Genomic DNA, 22,950 nt, shown 5'->3' with positions numbered 1-22,950 from the left:
CGGCTAGATGGGATAGTGACGCGGACCTTGCTGGAGGGTGACCCAGCGCAACTGGGTGAACTGATCGATGGCCGTGCGGCTGCCGAAGCTGCCATAGCCGCTGGACTTGACCCCGCCAAACGGCATCTGCGCTTCATCGTGAACGGTCGGCCCGTTGATATGGCAGATACCCGACTCCACCCGTTGAGCCAAGGCCAGGGCGCGGCTGGTGTCGCGGCTGAAAATGGCCGATGACAGACCGAACTCCGAGTCGTTGGCCAACTGCAGCAAGGCTTCGTCGCCTTCGGCGCGCAGTACCACCGCCACCGGGCCGAAGGACTCCTCGCGGTACAGACGCATGCTGGCATCGACGTTGTCGAGCAAGGTCGGTTGCAGGATGCTGCCTTCCAGCTGGCCGCCGCTGACCAGGCGCGCGCCCTTGGCCACGGCATCGTCGATCAGTGCCTTGATGCGCTCGCCGGCCGCTGCGCTGACCAGCGAGCCGAGCACCGAGGTGCTGGCTTGCGGATCACCTGCACGCAGCCCGGCGATCTTCGCCGCCAGCTTGTCGACGAAGGCGTCGGCAATACGGCTGTCCACCACAAGGCGCTCGGTGGACATGCAGATCTGCCCCTGGTTGAAGTAGGCACCGAAGGCCGCCGCTTCGACCGTGGCGTCCAGGTCGGCATCGTCGAGCACCAGCAAAGGCGCCTTGCCGCCCAGTTCGAGCAGGGCCGGCTTGAGGTGGCGGGCCGCCAGTTCGCCGACGATGCGCCCGACGTGCGTCGAACCGGTGAAGTTGACCCGGCGTACCGCAGGGTTGGCGATCAGCCGCTCGACGATGGCCGGGGCATCCTGCGGCGCATTGCTGATGACATTGACCACGCCGTCGCCGATGCCTGCATCGTGCAGCACCTGGCCGATCAGCCGATGGACCGCCGGGCTCAGCTCCGAGGCCTTGAGCACCACGGTGTTGCCGCAGGCCAGCGGCATGGCAATGGCACGCGTGGCCAGTATCACCGGGGCGTTCCACGGTGCGATGCCCAACACCACGCCGCAGGGCGCGCGCAGGGCCATTGCGAAGCTGCCGGGAACGTCCGAGGGGATCACTTCACCGGTGATCTGCGTGGTCATGGCTGCAGCCTCGCGCAGCATGTTGGCGGCCAACTTCACGTTGAAGCCATACCAGTTGGCCATGGCCCCGGTTTCACCGGCGGCGGCGATGAACTCGGCGGCCCTCGCCTGCAACAGATCAGCGCCTGCCAGCAAGCGGCTGCGCCGCTCGCCCGGTGCCAGGGCGGCCCAGGCCGGAAACGCCGCGCTGGCAGCAGCCACCGCGGCATCGGCATCGGCCAGTGTGGCGGCGGCAGCCTGCGACACCACCTCGCCAGTCACCGGGTTACAGCGCTCGAAGGTTCGTCCATCGCTGGCGGGGCGCGACTGCCCGCCAATCAGCAAAGGCACCTGCAACATGCTCATTCCTCTTGTTGTCGTTATAGAGAAATACCCGCGGGCTTTGGCGCGGCACACCGTCGCCCGCGGTGCGACTCAGCGCTTGTAGGCCTGCAGGCCTGGCTTGATGCTCTTGTCGTCGAGGAACTGCTTCATGCCCTGCTCGCGGCCGCCAGTAGTGTCCAGCAGGCGCGACTGGTCGAGCTTGGCGTAGAGGTAGTCTTCGTTCTGTTCCCAGGTCAGCTCGCGGCAGCGCTTGAAGCCATTCTTCGCGGCGCGCAGCACCACCGGGTTCTTTTCCAGCAGGTTCAGCGCCAACTCGCGGGTGGTTTCACGCAGCTCGGCCAGCGGCACACTGTCGTTCACCAGGCCCATCTCGGCAGCCTTGCGACCATCGAAGGTCTTGCCGGTCATGATGTAGTACAGCGACTGACGATGGCCAACGGTATCGGCCATGGCCTTGCTGACCAGATTGCCAGGCGGGATGCCCCAGTTGATTTCCGACAGGCCGAAGGTCGCTTCGTTGGCGCAGATCGCCAGGTCGCATGCCACCAGTGGGCTGAAGCCGCCGCCGAAGCACCAGCCGTTGACCATGGCGATGGTCGGTTTGGCATACAGACGCAGCAACTTCCATTGCCATTGCGAGGCTTCGCGACGAATCTTTTCCTGGAGGATTTCCGGGCCGGCGTCCACCTCGCGGAAGTACTCCTTCAGGTCCATGCCGGCGGTCCAGGACTCGCCGGCACCGGTCAATACCAGCACGCCAGCGTCAGCGTCCTGTTCGAGGGTTTCCAGCACGTCGACCATTTCCCGGTTCAGGGTGGGGCTCATGGCATTGCGTTTTTCCGGGCGATTGAGGGTCACCCAGGCGATGCCCGCTTCCAGTTCGACCTTCACGGTGGTCCAGCGGCCTTCATATTTGCTCATGGTTCTGCACTCTTGTTGTTCGAGGTGATGGGGCCACGCTAACGGGTCAAATTAGTTATGTCAATTAACCATTAACAAATTTATCTTTAACCCATGGGTAGGCGCGCTGCCTTTTTCCAAAGCCTCTCTAGCCGAATCGCATAAGGACAGGCAAAATAGGTAACTTTATTACCCATGATCGAGGAGCATGAACCCTGATGGCTAGGTCTGCCCGTAGTACCGACGACGCTTGCGTGGCTGCTCCTGTGGGAGAAGGGGTGCTTGAAGACTTGATCGGCTACGCCTTGCGACGCGCGCAATTGAAGCTGTTTCAGAACCTTATTGCCCGGCTCTCGGCCCATGACCTGCGCCCGGCACAATTTTCCGCCCTGGCGATCATCGACCAGAACCCCGGGCTGATGCAGGCCGACCTGGCGCGTGCGTTGGCAATCGAACCCCCGCAAGTCGTGCCAATGCTGAACAAACTGGAAGAGCGCGCGCTGGCCGTGCGCGTGCGGTGCAAACCGGACAAGCGCTCGTATGGGATTTTCCTGAGCAAATCGGGCGAAGCCCTGTTGAAGGAGTTGAAGCACATCGCCGCCGACAGCGATCACCAGGCGACATCCAACCTCTCGGATGACGAAAGGACTGAACTGTTGCGGTTATTGAAGAAAATCTACCGGGACTGACTCAGTCTGCCCAGCGTGGTGAAATCCGATCGACCTGTTGCGCCTCTTTGACGTCCCAAGAAAGCACCTTGGCAAATCAACCCAGAGGCGAGGTACTCATGAACGACCGCATCATCGCGTTTTTCACCGAAACCACCGTATTCGGCATCTCCATTCTCAATCTGCTGGTGGCGCTGACAGTCGCCACCTTGGTCTTCCTGGTCGCCCGTGCCGCCATCAGTTTCCTGATGCGCCGGGTACGGCGCTGGTCCGAACACGAAGGCCCACTGAGCCAGATAATGGCCAAGGTGCTTTCCGGCACCAGCAACTTTCTGTTGTTGCTGGCCTCTTTGCTGGTGGGCCTGAGCATGCTCGACCTGCCCGAGCGCTGGCTGAGCAGGGTCAGCAGCCTGTGGTTCGTGGTCGCTGCCTTGCAGATTGGCCTGTGGGCCAACCGCGCCATCGGCCTGGGCCTGAGCCGCTACTTCGCCCGCCACCGTACCGACGGCCTGAACCAGGGCAGCGCACTGGCAACCCTTTCGGCCTGGGGCGCGCGGGTCCTGTTGTGGTCAGTCGTAGTGCTGGCGATGCTGTCGAACCTGGGGGTGAACATCACCGCCTTCGTCGCCAGCCTGGGCGTGGGCGGCATCGCAGTGGCGCTGGCTGTGCAGAATATCCTTGGCGACCTGTTCGCTTCGTTGTCGATCGCCGTGGACAAGCCGTTCGAGATCGGTGACTTCATCGTCATCGGGCCCCTGGCGGGCACCGTTGAGCACGTTGGCCTCAAAACCACACGCATCCGCAGCCTCGGCGGCGAACAGATCGTCATGGCCAACGCCAGCATGATCAGCAGCACCATCCAGAATTACAAGCGCCTGCAAGAGCGTCGCATCGTGTTCGAGTTCGGGCTTTCCTACGACACGCCCACCGAGGCCGTGAAGAAAGCGCCAGGCATCGTCGAAGACGCCATCAAGGCCCAGGAGCAGGCGCGTTTCGACCGCGCTCACCTGCGTGGCTTCGGCAAAGAGGCGCTGGAGTTCGAGTGTGTCTACATCGTCCAGGACCCAGGCTACAACCTTTACATGGACATTCAGCAGGCGATCAACTTCAGGCTGCTGGAGCGGTTCTCGCAAATCGGCGCCAAGTTCGCCGTACCGGTGCGCGCGATCAAGGTCACGGCATTGCCAGAGGCCGCCGGCCTGCATGGCCAGGCTCGCGAAGGCCTGAGCATCAGAGGCGCTTGATGCTGGCCGGCTCGCCAGATAGGTGCGCCGCAGGGCGTGCACATGCGCACGCCCTGCCCGCGCTGAAACGCTATTTAAGCGCCGCGGTGAAGCTGTCTTTCAGCACCTCGAGAAGGAAGTCCGCATTGGCCCGGCTGAAAATCATCGAAGGCCGCATTTTCAGCACGTTGTCATGCGGGCCTTCGGTGCCGATCAACACGCCGCGCTCCCGGGCACCATCAGCCACTTTTCTGGCCAGGGCCGTGGCTGGCGCCTTCGACTTGCGGTCAGTGACCAGCACGATGCCGAGGAACAGGCCCAACCCGCGCACATCGCCAATCACGTCGAATTGCTGCTGAAGCTTGCGCAAACCCTCGAGCAGGTAATGGCCGACACTCAAGGCGTTTTCTTTCAACTGGTCGCGCTCGATTGCATCGAGTACCGCCAGGCCTACCGCGCATGACACCGGGTTACCGGCGAAGGTATTGAAATACTCCATGCCGTTGTTGAAAGCATCGGCAACCTCGCGCGTGGTCACTACCGCCGACATCGGGTGGCCGTTACCAATGGGTTTGCCCATGCTGACGGCATCCGGGACCACGCCCTGGGTCTCGAATGCCCACCAGTGGCTGCCTACCCGGCCAAACCCGACCTGAACCTCATCGGCCAGGCACAGCCCACCTTCGGCTCGCACCATGGCATACACCTCCTCGAGGTAGTGTTCGGGCAAAAACACCTGCCCCGCCACGCTCGGGATCGACTCGGCAATGAAAAAACCGGGGCGCTTGCCTGCCTTGCGCATGGCATCCAACTGCTCTGCCACCGACTCGGCAAAGCGCTTGCCGTGCGCTTCCACGGGCCAGTGCTCGGGGGCGTAGTAGCTGTCCGGGACCACGGCCTCGTAAACATGCGCCGCCCTGCCCTTGCCCGCCTTGCGCTTGTACTTGTAAGGGCTCAGATCGATCAGTTCCTGAGTGGTGCCGTGGTAGGCCCAGTCCAGCACGATCGCCTGATCACTGCCCGTGTAGTTGCGCGCCATACGCAGCATCAGACTGTTGGCCTCACTCCCAGAGCAGCCAAAGGATGCTACGCAAAGGCCCTTGGGCAAAGTGGCGGTCAGGCGTTCGGCGTATTCGACGATGTTGTCGTGCAGGTAGCGGGTATTGGTGTTGAGCAGCGCAGCCTGGCGGGTCAAGGCCTCGACCACGTCGGGATGACTATGGCCCAGGTGGCACACGTTGTTGAAGCAGTCCAGGTAGGCCCGCCCGAAGTTGTCGATCAGCCATACGCCATCACCGCGCACGAACTTGATCGGGTCGGTGTACGAAATGGACAGGTTGGGTAGCAGCAGTTCCTTGCGCCTGGTAATGATCTGGGCCTTGGTCATCCCCTGCTGGCTGTAGGTCTCTGGCGGGATACCGGCCAGGGCCGAGGCATCGGGGAACAGGTCGGCCCACGCTTCGCGGTACGCTGGTTCACCCACGCCAATGACCTCGCACGCGCGCAACTGGGTATCGGTGACCAACTGCAGATGCAGGTGGGGAATCCAGCCGCCGTTCTCGTGATCGCTGCCCATGTAACCGACCAGGTCGCCGGCTTCGAGCTTGTCACCGGCCTTCAAACGGCTGAGCGCCTCGTGGGCCATGTGCCCCCACAGCGTCAGAAATGGCGGGCAACCGGGCGGGGTATGCTCGAGCATCACCAGGCCGCCATAACCCAGCGGATCTGGCTCGACCTCGACGCTTCTGACGGTGCCGGCAATCGGTGCGTACAGCGGCGTACCCGCTGGCATCAGCAAATCTACCCCCACATGCAGGGTCCGGTACTGCCCCTTGATGAAGCGAGACTCAAAGGCGCTGTCGGTATAGACGGCACGTACCTCGCCCCATGGGCCGATGCCCAGCGGGGCCTTGTGCGCGGCAGAGAATTCATTCCACCACCGCGTCGCATCTGCAGGGCGCTGCTGGGCCGAGGCAATGGTCATCTCGTGGCTGGCATCGCCAAACGGCGCGATGACCTTGTCCAGAATGGCGGCTGACGGGCGCACCAGGTCGGCAAACGACTTGTGGTTGTCGGCAATCCAGCGGCGGACTTCCCCCGCACCTTCGATGGCATCGAAACCACAGGCCTTGCGCAAAATGCCGGTGGCCAACCGTGGGTTCATCGAATCGAGCTGTTCCAGTAGACGCCAGGCAGGCGCTTCACTGATCGCCAGATAGGGGTTGTCGTCTGTCTGATCCTGCCGGGAAGCGGAGAACGTCACGCTGATGACCAAGCGCATGGCAATCAGGTTGAACAACACATCAAGTTCTTGCGCTTGCAACGGGTACTTTTCGTGGAAGCCGGCCACCAGCGCAGCAGCAGCACCGATCGGGTCGTCCATGTCGAGAATGGCGTACGCGCTGGCGATCGCGACCTCGGCAATCAGAACAGTGTGCACGGCATCGCCAAAATCGATGAAGCCAGTCACGCTACGGGGCGTTTCGGCATCGACCAGGATGTTCCAGTCGTTGGCATCGTTGTGGATCACCTGGGCCCGAAGGGAAGCCAGCTTAGGCTGTACAGTCTGTTCGAACCGGGCGATGAAGCGCTCGGCAACGGCCCGGCGATCAGGGTCCTTGATGCAGTGCAGCCGCGAACGGGAGCGCGCAGCATGGCGTAAGTCCCAGTCCAGGTCACGGACTGCGCCCGGGTGCATGAAGCCCTGCAGGGCACGGTCAAGTTCACCGAGTGCCTGGCCGAAGTTTCTCATCAACGCCAGGGAGCGTCTGGCCTTGGCAAGTGGCGTGCCGGCCAGCCAGCTGACCAGGCGCACAGCGTGCTTTTCACCGGTGCTGCTGGCCACAGACGGCAGGTAGTCGCCAGTCACGCTGGCCCGCAGGTGTGGCACGCCCAAATGCGCGCCATGCACGGCCAGGTGATCGAGTAGCGCGGTTTGAAACTCGCTTTCTACCCTGGGCTCGCTGGCATTGACGATTTTCAGTATCCAGCCTGCATCTACGCCAGTCTCCAGCCGGTAATTGCGATCACGCTCCCCATCCAGGGGCGTTGCAGTGCCGGTGACATCGAAGAAATCTTTTGCAAGGCCCTCTGCATCGCTTGCCGAAAACCGAGGTGCCGGGTGGGAAAGGTCTGTCATATCATCAGGTTCCGAGCGCGCTGATTGTTTTTCAATAGCTTGTCATGCGCCGCCGAAACGGACACCCTGCATACGGTCGGGCGCAACAGGCATTATGCCGGTTCCGACCGGCATAATGACGGCAAGCTTATCAAGGGGCTGCAATGCGTGACCTGGACGCTAAAGATCGCGAGATTCTTGAGGTACTTTCGAAGGACGCGCGTATTGCGCTCAAGGCGTTAGCCGGCCGCATAGGCCTTTCCCGAAGTGCCACCACCGAGCGTGTCGCCAACCTTGAACGCAGCGGGGTCATTCGCGGTTATCGCGCTGACATCGGCGAAATAGACGCCAACGTGATACGCGCGATCTTGCTGGTGACGTTGCAGCGCACGCCTGCCATGGGGCTGCTCGACCAGTTGGCAACGGACGCGCGCGTACGGCGGGTTTCGTCGGTGAGCGGTCAACTCGACCTGGTGGTTGAAGTGGAGACCCGAACGATCGACGACCTCAACCAGGTACGTGACAACGTGGCACGTCACGAATCAGTGGATGACATTACCACGTCGGTAGTCCTGCGCCGTGATATCGACCGCCAGGGCGCCTGATACCTGCAGGCAGTAGACAGGCCGTACTCACCCAGGCCTCACAAGTGTCGAAGCACGCCCTGAATCTCGCCTACGACCTGCCGCGTTGCCTCGTCGACGGTCCCTTCATTACGGCACTGCACCCAGCCTTGCTCTGCAACCGCACGCTCGAACGCTTCGGTACAGGCAACCTGTTCGTCCAGGTTATGGATCACCGTACTGCCCAGCCCACGCGTGCGCGCCGCGGCCCTCGCCCATGAGGTTTCAGGCGTTGTGACAACCCCGACATGCAAATCGGGCACTTGCACGTTTCGTTCGAGGTTCAGGCGCAGGATCTTGTCAAACGGCACTGTGCGGCGAAACGCAGCGTCAGAAGGGTACCAGCGATCAATCAGGATGATGCTGTCAGCGGGCTGCCTGGGCAGTACATGTCGGGAAATCCAGGCGCGGCTTTCAGCGAAGCGCTCGCAAACCTTGAACTCAAGGTCCTGGCAAGGGCTTCTGGAAAGCTGGTTGACCAAGGCCATGGTCTCGCCCCGGTGAGGATCATTCTTTCTTTCGCAAAGGCGGATCACCTTGTTCCCGTCCAGCCGTAACGCTTGAGTGACGGCCTCCAGCAGCGTGGTCTTGCCGGTCCCCTTGGGCCCATCGAAGGAAATAAACAGCGGGCGGTTCATCGTGCAATACCAGTTGGCTCAAGCGCGGGATAAGACCATTGATCAGAGCTGCCTTCAAGCGATTCTCGACGGGAGCACATCCGTACTCCACGCTGTGATCAAAGCATTGTCTTGGGAATGGACCGGTATTGCCCGACCCGCCATCCCCAAGGCGTTCAATGCCTGCTAGGCTGACGGACGATGGCGGACCTGCTGCCCGCCTCCCCTTACCCACAGGCACGGGCCAATGACCTACAACCCCCACGTTAACCTGACCAACTGCGACCGGGAGCCCATCCAGATTCCCGGGAGCATCCAGCCCCATGGCTGCCTGCTGGCCTGTGATGCCTCGGCGACCGTGGTGCTGCGCCATTCGGTCAACGCCCCACAAGTGCTGGGTGTAGCAAGCGATATCAATGGTCAGAAACTGCACGCGGTGCTGGGTGACGAGGTCACGCATACGCTTCGCAACGCACTTGCCCGTACCCGGGACGCCTCGCGCCCCGCGCTCAGTTTCGGCGTGACGCTGCCCAACGGCGAGGCCTTCGACATCGCCGCCCACTTGTACAAAGGCACGGCAATCCTCGAATTCGAGCCCGCCGGGGCGAGCATCGCCGAACCGATCGAACTGGCCCGCACGCTGATTGCCCAACTGCGCGAAATCGACCAGACCAGCAAGCTGTTCCGCGACGCCGCCCGCTTTGTCCGGGCGGTGCTCGGTTACGACCGGGTGATGATCTACCAGCTGGGAGCCGACGGTGCCGGCAAGGTGGTTGCCGAGTCCAGGCGTGGCGACCTCGAAAGCTTCATGGGCCAGTACTTCCCTGCCTCCGATATCCCCCAGCAGGCCCGCGCGCTCTACCTGCGCAACCCGATCCGGGTAATCTCCGACGCCCGGTTCAATACGGTCGCCATCAACCCGGTGCTCGACCCCTCGGGCGAACCGCTCGACCTATCCTACGCGCACCTGCGCAGCGTCTCGCCGATCCATTGCGAATACCTGTGCAACATGGGCGTGGGCGCCTCAATGTCGATTTCCGTCATCGTCAACGGCGAGCTGTGGGGAATGATTGCCTGCCATCACTACGCACCGCGCACGCTGGCCATGGGGCAACGGGTGGCCGCCGAGATGTTCGGTGAGTTCTTCTCCCTGCATATCGAGACCCTGCGTAGCCGGCAAAAACTCGAAGCCGCCGTGCGCATCCACAAAGCGCTGGACAGCCTGCTGCGCGACGCCAACCAGGCGGCGGACATTGATGGGTTCTTCCACGCACGCCTGCCCCGGTTGATGTCGCTGATTCCCTGCGATGGCATCGGCATGTCGCTGCTAGGCCGCTGGTCGTGCGCAGGGCTGGCGCCGCCCCAAACGGCCGTGCCTGATCTGCTGCGCCTGGCAGACATGGTCAGCGAAGGCCGAATCTGGGCGTCCAATCGCCTGTCGACAGTGCTCCCGTCGGCCCACGCGTATTTTAATGATGTGTCGGGTGTGCTGATCGTCCCGATGTCGCAACACCCCAGGGATTACTTGATCTTCTTCCGCAAGGAGGTGGTCGAGACACTCGACTGGGCCGGTGACCCGAGCAAGACCTATGACAGCGGCGCGTTGGGCGACCGCCTGACGCCACGCAAAAGCTTCGCCATCTGGAAAGAAACCGTTCACCAGCAGTCGCTACCCTGGACCGAGCAGGACCGCCAGTTTGGCGATGCCATCCGTACCGCTATCGTCGAAGTGGTACTGCACAACAGCGAACTGCTCGCCAGTGAACGCGCCAAAGCTGAGGTGCGCCAGCGCATGCTCAACGAAGAGCTCAACCACAGGGTCAAGAACATCCTGTCGCTGATTGGTGCACTGGTTGCCCATCCGACCCCGGAAAGCCAGACCCTGCAGGACTATGTGGCAACGCTCAAAGGGCGTATCCAGGCCTTGTCGTTGGCCCATGACCAGGTGGTGCGCGGTGACGGTGGCGGGCGCCTGGCGAAGCTGCTGGAGGCCGAGCTTTCTCCCTATCGCACAGCGGCCGGCGTGATCGAGTTGCAGGGCCCGAACGTCATCCTCGATGCGCGCGCTTACTCGGTCATGGCCCTGGTGCTGCACGAACTGGCCACCAACGCGGCCAAGTACGGTGCGTTATCGCGGGCCGGCGGCAGGCTTTCGGTGAGCTGGGCAATCGACGCCACCAACGGCTGTGCAATCAGTTGGCGGGAAAGTGGTGGGCCAACGGTACGCCCGCCCAGCCGCAGCGGCTTCGGCACGGTACTGATCGACCGCAGCATCCCGTTCGACCTGGGTGGTACCAGCGCGGTGGAATATCACCCCGAAGGCCTGCAAGGCTTTTTCAGAATCCCGGCCAAGCACCTTTCCGTAGCCGAAGCGGCAGAAACCGCTCTCCCGGCCACGCCTCTGGCCCGTGCAAACGGTGCGTTTGCAGCGCGCTCGGGCTTGTGTGTGCTGATACTCGAGGATCAACTGGTGATTGCAGTAGGCCTGGAGCAAATTCTCAACGATGCGCAAATCAAGGACGTGATCACCGCCAGCTCCGAGGACGAAGCCATGCAACTGCTTGGCAGCCACAAGCCGGACGCGGCAATACTGGATGTCAACCTGGGCACCGGAACCTCCATTTCCGTAGCGGATGAGCTGGTTCGCCGGCAGGTTCCGTTCCTCTTTGCCACCGGCTATGGCGACGGCATCAGCATTCCCGAGCACTTGCAGCATGTGCCCGTCACGCGCAAGCCTTATGACGCCAATGCCATTCTGGCCAGCCTGCAAGGTCTGCTTGAGCTGGGGTGAGTGGGATTCAGAGGCAGTCTTGTGTCATGAAAAGGCCCGTAACGCCGACATATCACTGTCAGCTATACGGGCCTTTTCGCAGCGCAATGCCGCCCCTGAAAAAGGACGGCGTCGGCCTGTCAGGGCTTACACCGCCAGGGCGCGCTCACGCAGCTCGCTGTTGAGGATGCGGTCGTTCTCGCTGTAATCGACCGGGCAGTCGATCACGTGCACACCCGGGGTCTTGATGCAGTGCTCAAGCAGCGGCAGCAGGCCTTCGGCACTTTCCACGCGGTGGCCGTTGGCGCCGTAGGCTTCGGCATATTTGACGAAGTCCGGGTTGCCGTAGTCCAGGCCGAAATCGGTGAAGCCCATGTTGGCCTGCTTCCAGCGGATCATGCCGTAGCCGTCGTCACGCAGGATCACCACGGTGATGTGCATGCCCAGACGTACTGCAGTTTCCAGTTCCTGGCTGTTCATCATGAAGCCGCCGTCGCCACACACCGAGATTACCGGGCGGTCCGGGTGCACCAGGTGCGCAGCCATTGCCGATGGCAGGCCGGCGCCCATGGTCGCCAGGGCGTTGTCCAGCAGCACGGTGTTTGGCTTGTGCGCTTTGTAGTTGCGGGCGAACCAGATCTTGTAGATGCCGTTGTCCAGGGCGACGATGCCTTCGGACGGCAGTACACGACGGATGTCAGCCACCATGCGCTGTGGGTAGACCGGGAAGCGGTCGTCGTCGGCGCCTTCGGCGATCTGTGCTTCGTTGGCCTCACGGATGGCCATCAGGCGGGTGAAGTCCCAGTGCGACGTGTCGTTCAGCGCTTCACTGATCTGCCACACGGCGTTGGCGATGTCGCCGATCACTTCTACTTGCGGGAAGTACACGGCATCGACTTCGGCAGAGCGGAAGTTGATGTGGATGACTTCGGTGCCGCCACGGACCATGAAGAACGGTGGCTTCTCGATCACATCGTGGCCGATGTTGATGATCAGGTCGGCGGCTTCGACGGCGCGGTGAACGAAGTCGCCCGACGACAGCGCAGCGTTGCCGAGGAAGCGCGGGTGGCGCTCGTCGACCACGCCTTTACCCATCTGGGTGGTGATGAACGGGATGCCCGTCTTGTCGATCAGTTGCTTGAGGACCTTGGCGGTCATCTTGCGGTTGGCACCGGCACCGATCACCAGGATCGGATTACGCGCGTTCTGCAGTTTTTCGACGGCAGCTTCGATGGCCACGTGCTCGGCCAGCGGGCGGCGGTGCAGGCTGCGCGGGATCGGCAGCGCGTCGGTCTGCTCGGCGGCGATGTCTTCCGGCAGCTCCAGGTGCACCGCACCTGGCTTTTCTTCTTCGGCCAGGCGGAAGGCTTCGCGCATGCGGGCCGGGATGTTGTCGGCCGAGGCGAACTGGTGGGTGTACTTGGTGATGGGGTCCATCATGCCGCACACGTCAATGATCTGGAAGCGACCCTGCTTGGACTTCTTGATCGGCTTCTGCCCGGTGATCATCATCATCGGCATGCCGCCCAGGTAGGCGTAGGCGCTGGCGGTCACCAGGTTGGTGGCACCAGGGCCGAGGGTCGACAGGCTGACGCCGGTCTTGCCGGTCAGACGACCGTAGGTGGCAGCCATGAAACCTGCAGACTGCTCGTGACGGGTCAGTACCAGCTTGATCTTCGACTTGCGCAGGGATTCGAGCAGGTCGAGGTTTTCCTCACCGGGAATGCCGAATACATACTCGACACCTTCGTTTTCCAGGCATTGCACAACGACATCGGCGGCCTTGGCCATTTGGGGTACTACCTCAAAATCTTTGTGGGATTGCAGATTTATTAAGCTGCGTGACTGAGATGTTGCAGGATGTCTCAGTGGCGCGCATCGTAGGCCCTCTGGTTAATAATAATAAATATATTGTTATGATGCTTAGCATCACAGTTCGTTATGAATGCATCTCGCATGAAAGGTAGCACCCCTCAATGAACCTCAAGGCATTGCGCTGCTGTGTCGAAATCGTCCGCCAAGGCAGCTTCACCAAGGCCGCGCAGCACCTGCACATCGCCCAGCCAGCGCTGAGCATGGCCGTTACCCGGCTGGAAGAAGAACTGGGGGTAACCCTGTTCAACCGCACCACGCGCAAAGTGATCCTCACGGCAGAAGGCGAGCAGTTCTTGCCGCGCATTGCCTCTGCCCTGCGCGAAATGGACGTTGCCCGGCAAGAACTGCGCGACATGGCCAACCTCAAGCGCGGTGAGGTGCGCCTGGGTATCCCGCCGATGTTCGGCCTGCACTACGTCCCCGGGTTGATGAACGCCTTCCGCAAGTCGTACCCGGGCATTGCCATGACCGTGTTCGAAGGCAGTGCCGAAGACATTGGCCATCGCCTGGAGCAACGCGAAATCGACCTGGCGCTGCTGGAGTCCCGGCGTGTACCGCCCGACAAGGAGTCGATCCTGCTGGGCAGCGACGAGATGCTGGCGTGCATGCACCCGGATCACCCCTATGCCGGCAAGGCCTACCTCACCGCCGAAGACCTGCGCAATACCGACATGGTGGTGTTCGATCGCACCTTCGTTCAACGCCATCTTCTGGATGCGTTCTTCGCCGAACATGGCATCACATACCAGGTGGCGCTACAGAGCAACTTCGTCTCGCTGGTGGTGCAGGCCGCGCTGGACAACATGGGGGTGGCGACCCTGCTGCGCTCGGTGCAGCAACGCACGCCTGGCATCGTCGGCGTGCCGTTCCGGCCAGCACAGCAGATGAGCTTCCGCTTGTGCTGGCGCTCGGGGGAATACCTGTCGCTGGCCAGCAAGCGGTTCATCGACTTTGCTGCACAGACGCATTACCTGGAGCGGTGAGGGCCAGTCTTCTGGGCGAGATGAGCAATCACCTGCTCCGCGGCACGCCCCAGGCAGCCTTTGAAAAAGTGATTGGCACCGGCGTATACCGACACTGCCCGTTGTTCAGGGCCAGCCCATTGCAGCAGGTTGGCCAGCGGTGCCATTTCATCCTGTTCACCATGCAGTAACAGGCAATCCCCAGGCAGCGGCAATGGCTCGTAATAGCGCCCTCCCGGTACATCCCCCACCGGCAGCCCCATCAATGCGACTGCCTGCAACTGCCCTTCCAGCGCACAAGCAACCCGGGCGAACACGTAGGCCCCAAAGGAAAACCCGACCAGGGCTACCGGCAGCTCGGGCTGTTGCTGGTTGAGGTGACGGATGACCGCGATGCAATCCTCGGCTTCACCGATGCCCTGGTCGTGCGCGCCTTGCGTCTGCCCCACCCCACGAAAGCTCGGCCGTACCACTTGCCAGCCGGCTGCACGCAGCTGCCGTGCCAGGGTCAGCGGCACGATATGCCGTGGGCTACCGCCCAGCAGCGGTTGCGGATGGCTGACCAGCACCAGCCCTTTGGGTGGCCCGTCGGGGTAGTCGATCAACAGCTCGATCTGGCCGACGGCCCCATCGATAAGCAGCGGGTTGCGCGGGGTATCTGACATTGCAGTTGTCCTTGTGAACCGAATGTGTGGCGCGTGTACTCACCGTTTGCCGAGCATTGGCGCGTCAACGCCCGCAGTCTAAAAGAGCAGGCGTACCCGCTGCCACAGGATCCCGTCACTTCAGCCAGGGGCGTAGCAAGCGCGCCCGTACTGAGCAGGACACGGGCTGCAACGTCGCGGAAGCCGGGGCAGCATCCTCGACGTTGCAGCCATCGATTGACTATTATCCCGACTTGAACGTTTCAGCATGTTTCAATAGGGATACAGATGTCAGTCCAGGAACGCCCCCCGCTACCCAGTAAAAACACCGTCGCCAAGATGGAAGCCGCAATGGCACTGGGCAGCTTTGCCATCGGCACCGGCGAATTCGCCATCATGGGCCTGATGCCCGACATTGCCAGTAATTTGCAGTTGAGCGAACCGCAGGTGGGCCATGCCATCAGCGCGTATGCGCTGGGGGTAATGGTTGGCGCCCCGACACTGGCCATTCTCGGTGCCAAACTGTTGCGCAAGCACATGCTGCTGCTGTTGATGCTGCTGTATGCCGTGGGCAACCTGGCCACTGCCTTTGCCCCCTCGTTCGGTGGCCTGGTCGCATTTCGTTTCATCAGCGGCTTGCCCCACGGCGCCTACTTCGGCATTGCCGCAGTGGTGGCCTCGAGCATGGTCGCCAAGGATCAGCGCGCGGGGGCCGTTGCCCGGGTGATGATGGGCCTGACCTTGGCCATGTTGCTCGGCAACCCGGTTGCCACCTTCCTGGGCCAGTACTTCGGCTGGCGTTCGGCATTCGTGCTGGTCGGCGCGATCGCCCTGTGCACCATCGCCCTGGTCTGGCGTTTCGTGCCCCAGCGCCACGACGAAACACGCAGCGACCCGCGCAAGGAGCTCCAGGCCTTTGCCCTTCCACAGGTATGGATGGCGCTGGCCATCGCTTCGATCGGTTTTGCCGGCATGTTCTGCGTGTTCAGCTACCTGGCACCGACCATGCTGCAAGTGACCCAGGTGTCGCCACAGTGGATTCCGTTCGGTCTGGCGGCGTTCGGCGTGGGCGGTATCGTCGGCAACATCGCTGGCGGCAAGCTGTTCGACCGCCTACAGTTCCGCGCCGTGGGCTTGGTACTGATGTGGTCGGTCGCCGTGCTGCTGTTCTTTACCTTCGCCGCCCAGGCGCTGTGGAGCCTGCTGCTGGGCATCGGCCTGGTGGGCACCATGATCGCCTTGGCGGCACCGCTACAGATCCGCCTCATGGACATTGCCCATGAGGCGCCTAGCCTGGCAGCGGCGTCCAACCATGCGGCGTTCAACCTGGCCAATGCCCTGGGGCCGTGGCTGGGAGGCATGGCGATCACTGCCGGCATGGGCTGGACCAGCACCGGGTACATCGGCGCCGCGACTGCACTGGTTGGCCTGGGCATTTACCTGGTGGCGCGGCGGATGAAAGGCGGGCATTGAAGCCGGCATGGTCATAAAGGGTTACCCTACCCCTTTATGCACCCGCCACTGCCGAGTCATTCATGTTCGATTGGGAAGACCTGCGCCATTTCTCCGCCTTCAGCTCGGCCGGCTCGCTGTCGGCCGCTGCCAAGACCCTGGGTGTCGACCACGCCACCGTGGCCCGGCGCATCGCCTCGCTCGAAGCTTCGCTCAAGCTCAAGCTGGTCGACCGACGTCCCCGCGCTTATGCCCTCACCCACGAAGGCCAACGTGTTGCGGAACTCGCCGAGCAGATGGTCATGTCCTCTTTTGCCCTGGAGCATTTCGCCAGCGCCGGCCAACAGACAGTGGAAGGCGAAGTGGTGCTCTCGGCACCACCGGCGCTGCTGGGCAGCATCGTCGCCCGGCGCTTGGGCGAGCTGTACCAGCGCTACCCACAGCTGCGCCTGAAGCTGGTAGGCAGCAAATCCAAGGCATCCTTGGTCCGCCGCGAAGCTGACATCAGCATCGCCCTGGCCAGGCCGACAGAGCCAACTCTGGTGGTCAGCCTGCTGGGGCACCTGGATTACCGGCTGTATGCCTCGCCCGGTTACCTGGCCAGCGCAACGGTCAGGCGCTACATCGGCTACGACGAGTCTCAGGCCCGTTCCCCACAACAGCAATGGCTCAACCTCCAGGCCGGCCAGCAGCCGTTCGCATTGCACAGCAATGACCTGCGCATCCAGGCCCAAGCCTGTGCCGGCGGCATCGGCATCGCCTGCCTGCCCGCGTTCATGGCACAGGAACACGGTCTGAAAGAGGCAGGCAGCGCCCAACAGACAATGAGCATCGAAATCTGGCTGGCCGTGCATGAAGACGTGCGCGCCACGCCGCGGATCAAGGCGGTTACCGACTTCCTTCAGCAACAGGTGCGGCCGCTGCTACGCTTGTGAATTCTTGCAGATGGCGCATGCATCAATACGGAATTTTCGCCCAACCCTGCCAGCGTTAGGCTAACTCCATCACTCACGCCCTTGAAGGAGACGACGATGCAGTACGTAAAGCTGGGTAGCACTGGGCTGGACATTTCAAGGCTGTGCCTGGGCTGCATGACCTTCGGTGAACCCGACGCCGGCACTCATCCCTGGACCTTGGGCGAAGACGCCAGCCGGCCGATCATTCGCCATGCCGTCGAGCAAGGCATCAACTTCTTCGACACTGCCAATAGCTATTCCGCCGGCACCTCGGAAATCATCCTCGGCAAACTCCTGAGGGAGTTTACCCGCCGTGAAGAAACCGTGATCGCCACCAAGGTGTTCTTCCCTGCCAACATGTGGGAAGGCGCCAGCCGGCCCAATGAGCAAGGCTTGTCACGCAAGGCGATCATGGCCAACATCGACGCCAGCCTCAGCCGCCTGGGCACAGACTACGTCGACCTTTACCAGATCCACCGCTGGGATTACCACACCCCCATCGAGGAAACCATGGAAGCTCTGCATGATGTGGTCAAGGCCGGCAAGGCGCGCTACATCGGTGCATCGTCGATGTATGCCTGGCAGTTCGCCAAGGCGCAGCAGGTAGCCGCCAACCATGGCTGGAGCCGCTTCGTGTCGATGCAGAACTACCTCAACCTGATCTACCGCGAAGAAGAGCGAGAGATGATCCCGCTGTGCCTGGATCAAGGCGTCGGCCTGATGCCCTGGAGCCCGATGGCGCGCGGCCGCCTGACACGACCGCATGGGCAGCAAACCCAACGCACGCGCACCGATGTGTCCGGGCAGTCGTTCTATGAAAAGACCGAGGTGGAGGACGGCCGGGTAATCGATGTGGTCGAGCAGATCGCCAGCGAACGGGGGGTGCCGATGGCCCAGGTTGCGCTGGCCTGGGTGCTGGGTAGGGCCGGCGTTAGCGCCCCTATCGTCGGCGCCTCGAAGCCCGCCCACCTGGACGATGCCCTGGGCGCACTGTCACTGCAGTTGAGCGAGGACGAAGTGGCGCGCTTGCAGGCCCCTTACGTTCCCCACGCGGTCACCGGCTTCAAGTAGCAATGGCTTGCGGCAGTTCGATGCGCACCCGCAAGCCCCCTGTGGCGGCGGCCAGCGCGGTAATGCTGCCACCGTGCAAGGCGATGGCACGCTGGGCGATCGCCAGCCCCAGGCCGAAGCCGTCGCTGCTGTCGGTGCCACGGTCGAACGGTTCGAAGATGCGCTGCAGGCGCGCCGGGTCGACGCCCGGGCCATGGTCGCTGACGCACACCTGCAACCATTGCCCACCTGGTGCCGGTGCGGCCTCCACCAATACCGCCGTGCCGGGCTTGGTGTAGCGCACGGCATTGCGGATGACGTTCTCGAAGGCCCGGTACAGGAGTTCTTCATGGCCATGCATAAGAAACGCGCCCTGAGCCAGCAAGGACACTTGGCACTGCTTCATGCCTGCCTCGAAACGGGCATCCTCGACGATCTGCGCCAGCAGTTCGACCACATCCACGCTGGCGAAGTCATTGTTGCCTTGACGGGACTGGGCACGGGCCAGGGTCAGCAGTTGCTCGATCAGGTCGTCCATGCGCCGCGACTCGCGCTCGACCCGCTCCAGCATGTCGGGCCGGTCGGGTTGCTGGCGCATCAGGCCAATGGCGGCATGCATGCGGGTAAGCGGTGAGCGCAGCTCATGGGAAATATCATGCAGCAGGTTCTGCTGGGCCTGCACCAGGGCCTTGAGCTGGCCGGCCATGCGGTCACAGTCCTCGGCCAGGTCGACGATTTCGTCACGGCGCTTGCCCAGCCGCGGCCTGACCCGCACATCGAAACGGCCTTGGGCAACCTGGCCCATGGCCTCGCGCAGCCAGGTCAGCGGCCGGGTCAGGTAAAAGCTGCACAACAGCGCGAACAGCGCGCTCATCACCGCCCCTGTCACAAACGGGCCAAGGTTGCGTGGGCGCGGTGCCATACCGACACGGGTGGCCACCGAAGCGCGCAGCACCAGCGGGCGGCCGTCACGGTCGAGCAGTGCCTGCTCGAAACGCGCCACGTGCACCGTTTGGCCAGCCAGCAAGCGGCCTTGATCGTCGTAAAGGCCTACTTGCACATCCTGCGGCTGTGGCGATACGTCCAGCAACTGGCGGCCGGCCCGCTCGCCATGCCGTTCGAGCAATTGCAGCTCGGTGGCCAGCAGCGAACGCAGCCCGGGTGTATCGCCGCGCAGCTCATTGAGCATGAAGGCCCCCGCCCCCACCAGGAAGGTCAGGGTGTTGGCCAGCCAGAACGCCAGGAACAGCTTCCAGAACAGACGCCGGCGCATCATTCGACGATCAGCATGTAGCCCATGCCGCGCACGCTCTGGATCCAGCTGCTGCCATCGGCACGCGGGCCAAGTTTTTGCCGGATGCTGCTGACGTGCACATCGATGCGTCGGTCATAACGGGTCAGCGGCCGGCCCAGGGCATTGAGCGACAGGTCCTGCTTGCTGACCAGCTGACCGGCCTGGCGCGCCAGGGCTTCGAGCAGGCTGAACTCGGAGCCGGTCAATTCCAGCGTGGCTGCGCCCCAGCGTGCCTCGCGCCGCCCCGGCCACATTTTCAATGCGCCGCTGCGTACCTGTTCAGGTACCTCGGGCGCGCTGGTTTCACCCATCAGGTGTGGCTGCACGCGGCGCAGTATCGCCCGCAGGCGCGCCACCAGCTCGCCAGGAGAGCTGGGCTTGGGTACATAGTCGTCGGCACCCAGCTCAAGGCCGGCGATGCGGTCGATGTTGTCGCCACGGGCCGTCAGCAGCAGTACCGGCACCTGGCTGCGCGCGCGCACGCGGCGTAACACTTCGATGCCCGAAATGCCGGGCAGCATGACGTCCAGCACCACCACCTGGAAGTCACCGGACAACGCCTGGGTCTCGCCTTCTTCGCCGGTGTCCACGGCCGTTGCCTGGAAGCCTTCGCGCGCCAGGTACAAAGAGAGCATTTCGGTCAGTTCGCGGTCGTCGTCGACCAGCAGCACAGGGATCATCAGGGCCAGATATCGCAATTGCAGGGGGGGTAATGATCGCCCTACGCGCCGGCACTGTCACCGCCGGCCGGTCGGACTTTACACATCTTTACCCTCGGCTAACCGCGCCGTACACAGCCCGCCCGTATCCTCATCGCCCGCTGCTTGCGGGTTGCCCGCGCTCGCCTCCCTCCAAATCCGCTTGTCTGGAACCCCCGATGAACTACCCGCGCCTGTTGCTCTCCATCCTGCTGCTGAAAGCCACGCTGGCCCAGGCCTCACCGTTCAGGATCGCCGACATTCGCGTCAACGGCCTGCAGCGGGTTTCCGCTGGCAGTGTGTTCGGTGCCTTGCCGCTGAACGTTGGCGACCAGGCCGACGACCGCCGCCTGGTGGACTCGACGCGTTCCTTGTTCAAGACCGGGTTCTTCCAGGACATCCAGTTGAGCCGCGATGGCAATGTGCTGATCATCAACGTGGTCGAGCGCCCGTCGGTGTCGAGCATCGAGATTGAAGGCAACAAGGCGATCAGCACCGAAGACCTGATGAAGGGCCTGAAACAATCGGGCCTGGCCGAAGGCGAGATCTTCCAGCGTGCCACCCTCGAAGGTGTGCGTAACGAACTGCAACGCCAGTACGTGGCCCAGGGGCGCTACTCGGCCGAGGTCGACGCCGAAGTGGTGCCGCAGCCGCGCAACCGTGTGGCCCTGAAGATCAAGATCAACGAAGGCACCGTCGCCGCCATCCAGCACATCAACATCGTTGGCAACAACGTATTCGATGATGAGACCCTGGGGCAGCTGTTCGAGCTGAAGACCACCAACTGGCTGTCGTTCTTCAAGAACGACGACAAGTACGCCCGTGAAAAACTCTCCGGTGACCTGGAGCGCCTGCGTTCCTACTACCTGGACCGCGGCTACATCAACATGGACATCGCCTCCACCCAGGTGTCCATCACGCCGGACAAGAAGCACGTCTACATCACCGTCAATATCAACGAAGGCGAGAAATACACCGTTCGCGACGTGAAGCTGTCCGGTGACCTCAAGGTGCCGGAAGACCAGGTCAAGTCGCTGCTGCTGGTGCAGCCGGGGCAGGTATTCTCGCGCAAGGTGATGACCACCACGTCCGAGCTGATCACCCGCCGCCTGGGTAACGAAGGCTACACCTTCGCCAACGTCAACGGCGTGCCACAGCCGAACGACCAGGACCACACCGTCGACATCATGTTCGTGGTCGACCCGGGCAAGCGTGCCTACGTCAACCGCATCAACTACCGCGGCAACACCAAGACCGAAGACGAAGTGCTGCGTCGCGAAATGCGCCAGATGGAAGGTGGCTGGGCGTCGACCTACCTGATCGACCAGTCCAAGACCCGCCTGGAGCGCCTGGGCTTCTTCAAGGAAGTCAACATCGAGACCCCGCAGGTGCCTGGCACCGACGACCAGGTCGACGTCAACTACAGCGTCGAAGAGCAGGCCTCCGGCTCGATCACCGCCAGCGTCGGTTTCGCCCAGAGCGCCGGCCTGATCCTGGGGGGTTCGATCAGCCAGAGCAACTTTCTCGGTACCGGTAACAAGGTGTCCATCGGCCTGACCCGTTCGGAATACCAGACCAAGTACAACTTCGGCTTCGTCGACCCCTACTTCACCGCCGACGGCGTGAGCCTGGGCTACAACCTGTTCTACAACAGCACCGACTACAGCGATTACTACGACGATGGGGTTTCGTACTATGCAATCAACAGCTACGGCGCCGGGGTCAGCTTCGGCTACCCGATCAACGAAACCTCGCGCCTGACCTACGGCCTGACCCTGCAGCACGACGACATTTCGCCCGGCACCTACAGCGCTGACGAGATCTACGATTTCATCTCCCGCGAAGGCAAAAGCTTCAACAACCTCAAGGCGTCGATCGGTTGGTCGGAATCTACCCTCAACAAAGGCGTGCTAGCCACCCGGGGCCACTCGCAGAGCCTGACGCTGATGGCTACCACCCCTGGCAGCGACCTGTCGTTCTACAAGCTCGACTACAACGGCCAGGCTTTCCTGCCGGTCACCAGCAACACCACGCTGCGCCTGCACACCAACCTGGGCTACGGCAACGGCTATGGCTCCACCGACGGCTTGCCGTTCTATGAAAGCTACAACGCCGGTGGGCAGGGGTCGGTACGCGGGTTCAAGGACGGCACTCTCGGCCCGCGCAGCACACCGGCCACCGGGGCCTATTCCAGCGCTGGGCAGGCTTACTATTCCGACCGCGACACCGATGTGCTGGGGGGTAATATCCTGATTACCGGCGGTGCCGAGTACCTGTTCCCGCTGCCCTTCGTGAAGGACCAGAGCCAGCTGCGCAGCTCGGTGTTCGTCGATGCCGGCAACGTGTATGCCGACACCTGCTACCTGTCCACCACCCAAGGCTGCGGCAGCGTCGACCTGGCGCAGATAGCTGTGTCGCTGGGGGTTGGCGTGACCTGGTACAGCCCGATGGGGCCGCTGAGTTTCAGCCTGGCGGCGCCATTGAAAAAGCCGGATAACGCCGAAACCCAGGTGTTCCAGTTCTCGTTGGGGCAGACCTTCTGATGCTGCTCATGAAATGAACCGCGCAGCACGGGGGTTGAGCATTACCCGCTTTTACCCCCGCTTTACCCAAGTTGACAGTCACCTTGCCTAAGCTGGCCAGTACTCGAACCCCGCCCAGCA

General features: G+C 62.5%; 17 protein-coding genes. 9 read left to right on the top strand and 8 right to left on the bottom strand.

Annotation, left to right across the window (positions count from 1 at the left end; all coding sequences use genetic code 11):
• Nucleotides 1-3: 3 nt before the first annotated feature.
• On the bottom strand, nt 4-1,452 hold the full coding sequence (locus PRJ_RS13005; protein ID WP_019437616.1) for an aldehyde dehydrogenase: 1,449 nt from the start codon (nt 1,450-1,452) through the stop codon (nt 4-6).
• Nucleotides 1,453-1,527: 75 nt separating this feature from the next.
• Nucleotides 1,528-2,358 carry a p-hydroxycinnamoyl CoA hydratase/lyase gene (locus PRJ_RS13000; RefSeq protein WP_010954234.1) on the bottom strand — a complete coding sequence of 277 codons (831 nt, stop codon included), beginning with the start codon at nt 2,356-2,358 and terminating at the stop codon, nt 1,528-1,530.
• A gap of 197 nt (nt 2,359-2,555) precedes the next feature.
• Between PRJ_RS13000 and PRJ_RS12995 the strand changes: the two genes are divergently transcribed.
• Together PRJ_RS12995 and PRJ_RS12990 are read left to right on the top strand one after the other, a co-directional pair.
• On the top strand, nt 2,556-3,026 hold the full coding sequence (locus tag PRJ_RS12995) for a MarR family winged helix-turn-helix transcriptional regulator (RefSeq protein WP_012052230.1): 471 nt from the start codon (nt 2,556-2,558) through the stop codon (nt 3,024-3,026).
• Nucleotides 3,027-3,124: 98 nt separating this feature from the next.
• Nucleotides 3,125-4,249, top strand: a complete 1,125-nt coding sequence (locus PRJ_RS12990) for a mechanosensitive ion channel family protein (RefSeq protein WP_104887680.1) — start codon at nt 3,125-3,127, stop codon at nt 4,247-4,249.
• A gap of 70 nt (nt 4,250-4,319) precedes the next feature.
• On the opposite strand, the gene PRJ_RS12985 is transcribed toward PRJ_RS12990, so the two are convergent.
• Nucleotides 4,320-7,367, bottom strand: coding sequence for an aminotransferase class III-fold pyridoxal phosphate-dependent enzyme (locus PRJ_RS12985; protein ID WP_104961599.1), 3,048 nt, complete (start codon nt 7,365-7,367; stop codon nt 4,320-4,322).
• Nucleotides 7,368-7,510: 143 nt separating this feature from the next.
• Between PRJ_RS12985 and PRJ_RS12980 the strand changes: the two genes are divergently transcribed.
• The gene (locus PRJ_RS12980) at nt 7,511-7,951 is read left to right on the top strand and encodes an Lrp/AsnC family transcriptional regulator (RefSeq protein WP_004374903.1); all 441 of its coding nucleotides are present in this window, start codon (nt 7,511-7,513) and stop codon (nt 7,949-7,951) included.
• Nucleotides 7,952-7,989: 38 nt separating this feature from the next.
• Here the strand turns inward: PRJ_RS12980 and PRJ_RS12975 are convergent, their stop codons facing one another.
• Complete coding sequence (locus PRJ_RS12975; protein WP_104961598.1) at nt 7,990-8,607, bottom strand: dTMP kinase; 618 nt, start codon at nt 8,605-8,607, stop codon at nt 7,990-7,992.
• 226 nt (nt 8,608-8,833) lie between these two features.
• On the opposite strand from PRJ_RS12975, the gene PRJ_RS12970 reads away from it, so the two are divergent.
• Complete coding sequence (locus tag PRJ_RS12970; RefSeq protein ID WP_104961597.1) at nt 8,834-11,377, top strand: HWE histidine kinase domain-containing protein; 2,544 nt, start codon at nt 8,834-8,836, stop codon at nt 11,375-11,377.
• A gap of 126 nt (nt 11,378-11,503) precedes the next feature.
• Here PRJ_RS12970 and PRJ_RS12965 read toward each other — a convergent pair whose 3' ends face one another.
• Nucleotides 11,504-13,147, bottom strand: a complete 1,644-nt coding sequence (locus PRJ_RS12965) for an acetolactate synthase large subunit (protein ID WP_004576806.1) — start codon at nt 13,145-13,147, stop codon at nt 11,504-11,506.
• A gap of 185 nt (nt 13,148-13,332) precedes the next feature.
• Here PRJ_RS12965 and PRJ_RS12960 point away from each other — a divergent pair, with 185 nt between their 5' ends.
• Nucleotides 13,333-14,214, top strand: coding sequence for a LysR family transcriptional regulator (locus PRJ_RS12960; protein WP_104961596.1), 882 nt, complete (start codon nt 13,333-13,335; stop codon nt 14,212-14,214).
• On the opposite strand, the gene PRJ_RS12955 is transcribed toward PRJ_RS12960, so the two are convergent.
• Nucleotides 14,199-14,858: an alpha/beta hydrolase gene (locus PRJ_RS12955; protein WP_104961595.1), complete on the bottom strand. Its 660-nt coding sequence runs from the start codon at nt 14,856-14,858 to the stop codon at nt 14,199-14,201. The two genes, PRJ_RS12960 and PRJ_RS12955, sit on opposite strands and share 16 nt — an antisense overlap.
• A gap of 267 nt (nt 14,859-15,125) precedes the next feature.
• On the opposite strand from PRJ_RS12955, the gene PRJ_RS12950 reads away from it, so the two are divergent.
• The 3 genes from PRJ_RS12950 (at nt 15,126) to PRJ_RS12940 (ending at nt 18,316) form a co-directional block, all read left to right on the top strand.
• Nucleotides 15,126-16,310 (top strand): MFS transporter, encoded by a 1,185-nt coding sequence (locus PRJ_RS12950; RefSeq protein ID WP_020192738.1) that lies wholly within the window; start codon nt 15,126-15,128, stop codon nt 16,308-16,310.
• Between the two features lie 62 nt (nt 16,311-16,372).
• Nucleotides 16,373-17,224 carry a LysR family transcriptional regulator gene (locus PRJ_RS12945; protein ID WP_104961594.1) on the top strand — a complete coding sequence of 284 codons (852 nt, stop codon included), beginning with the start codon at nt 16,373-16,375 and terminating at the stop codon, nt 17,222-17,224.
• Nucleotides 17,225-17,320: 96 nt separating this feature from the next.
• Nucleotides 17,321-18,316 carry an aldo/keto reductase gene (locus PRJ_RS12940; protein WP_010954243.1) on the top strand — a complete coding sequence of 332 codons (996 nt, stop codon included), beginning with the start codon at nt 17,321-17,323 and terminating at the stop codon, nt 18,314-18,316.
• Here the strand turns inward: PRJ_RS12940 and PRJ_RS12935 are convergent.
• Both PRJ_RS12935 and PRJ_RS12930 read right to left on the bottom strand, forming a co-directional pair.
• Nucleotides 18,309-19,571: an ATP-binding protein gene (locus tag PRJ_RS12935; RefSeq protein WP_012052222.1), complete on the bottom strand. Its 1,263-nt coding sequence runs from the start codon at nt 19,569-19,571 to the stop codon at nt 18,309-18,311. The genes PRJ_RS12940 and PRJ_RS12935 overlap by 8 nt on opposite strands.
• Nucleotides 19,568-20,269 (bottom strand): response regulator transcription factor, encoded by a 702-nt coding sequence (locus PRJ_RS12930; protein ID WP_014860135.1) that lies wholly within the window; start codon nt 20,267-20,269, stop codon nt 19,568-19,570. Before PRJ_RS12930 ends, PRJ_RS12935 begins: the two co-directional genes overlap by 4 nt.
• 197 nt (nt 20,270-20,466) lie before the next feature.
• Here PRJ_RS12930 and bamA point away from each other — a divergent pair, with 197 nt between their 5' ends.
• Nucleotides 20,467-22,830 carry an outer membrane protein assembly factor BamA gene (gene bamA, locus PRJ_RS12925; protein WP_104961593.1) on the top strand — a complete coding sequence of 788 codons (2,364 nt, stop codon included), beginning with the start codon at nt 20,467-20,469 and terminating at the stop codon, nt 22,828-22,830.
• Nucleotides 22,831-22,950: the final 120 nt, after the last annotated feature.

The sequence above is a fragment of the Pseudomonas sp. XWY-1 genome, assembly GCF_002953115.1.
GTDB lineage: Bacteria > Pseudomonadota > Gammaproteobacteria > Pseudomonadales > Pseudomonadaceae > Aquipseudomonas > Aquipseudomonas alloputida.
Note: the sequence above shows the minus strand (reverse complement) of the source record. Positions and strands in the feature narration are given on the sequence as shown.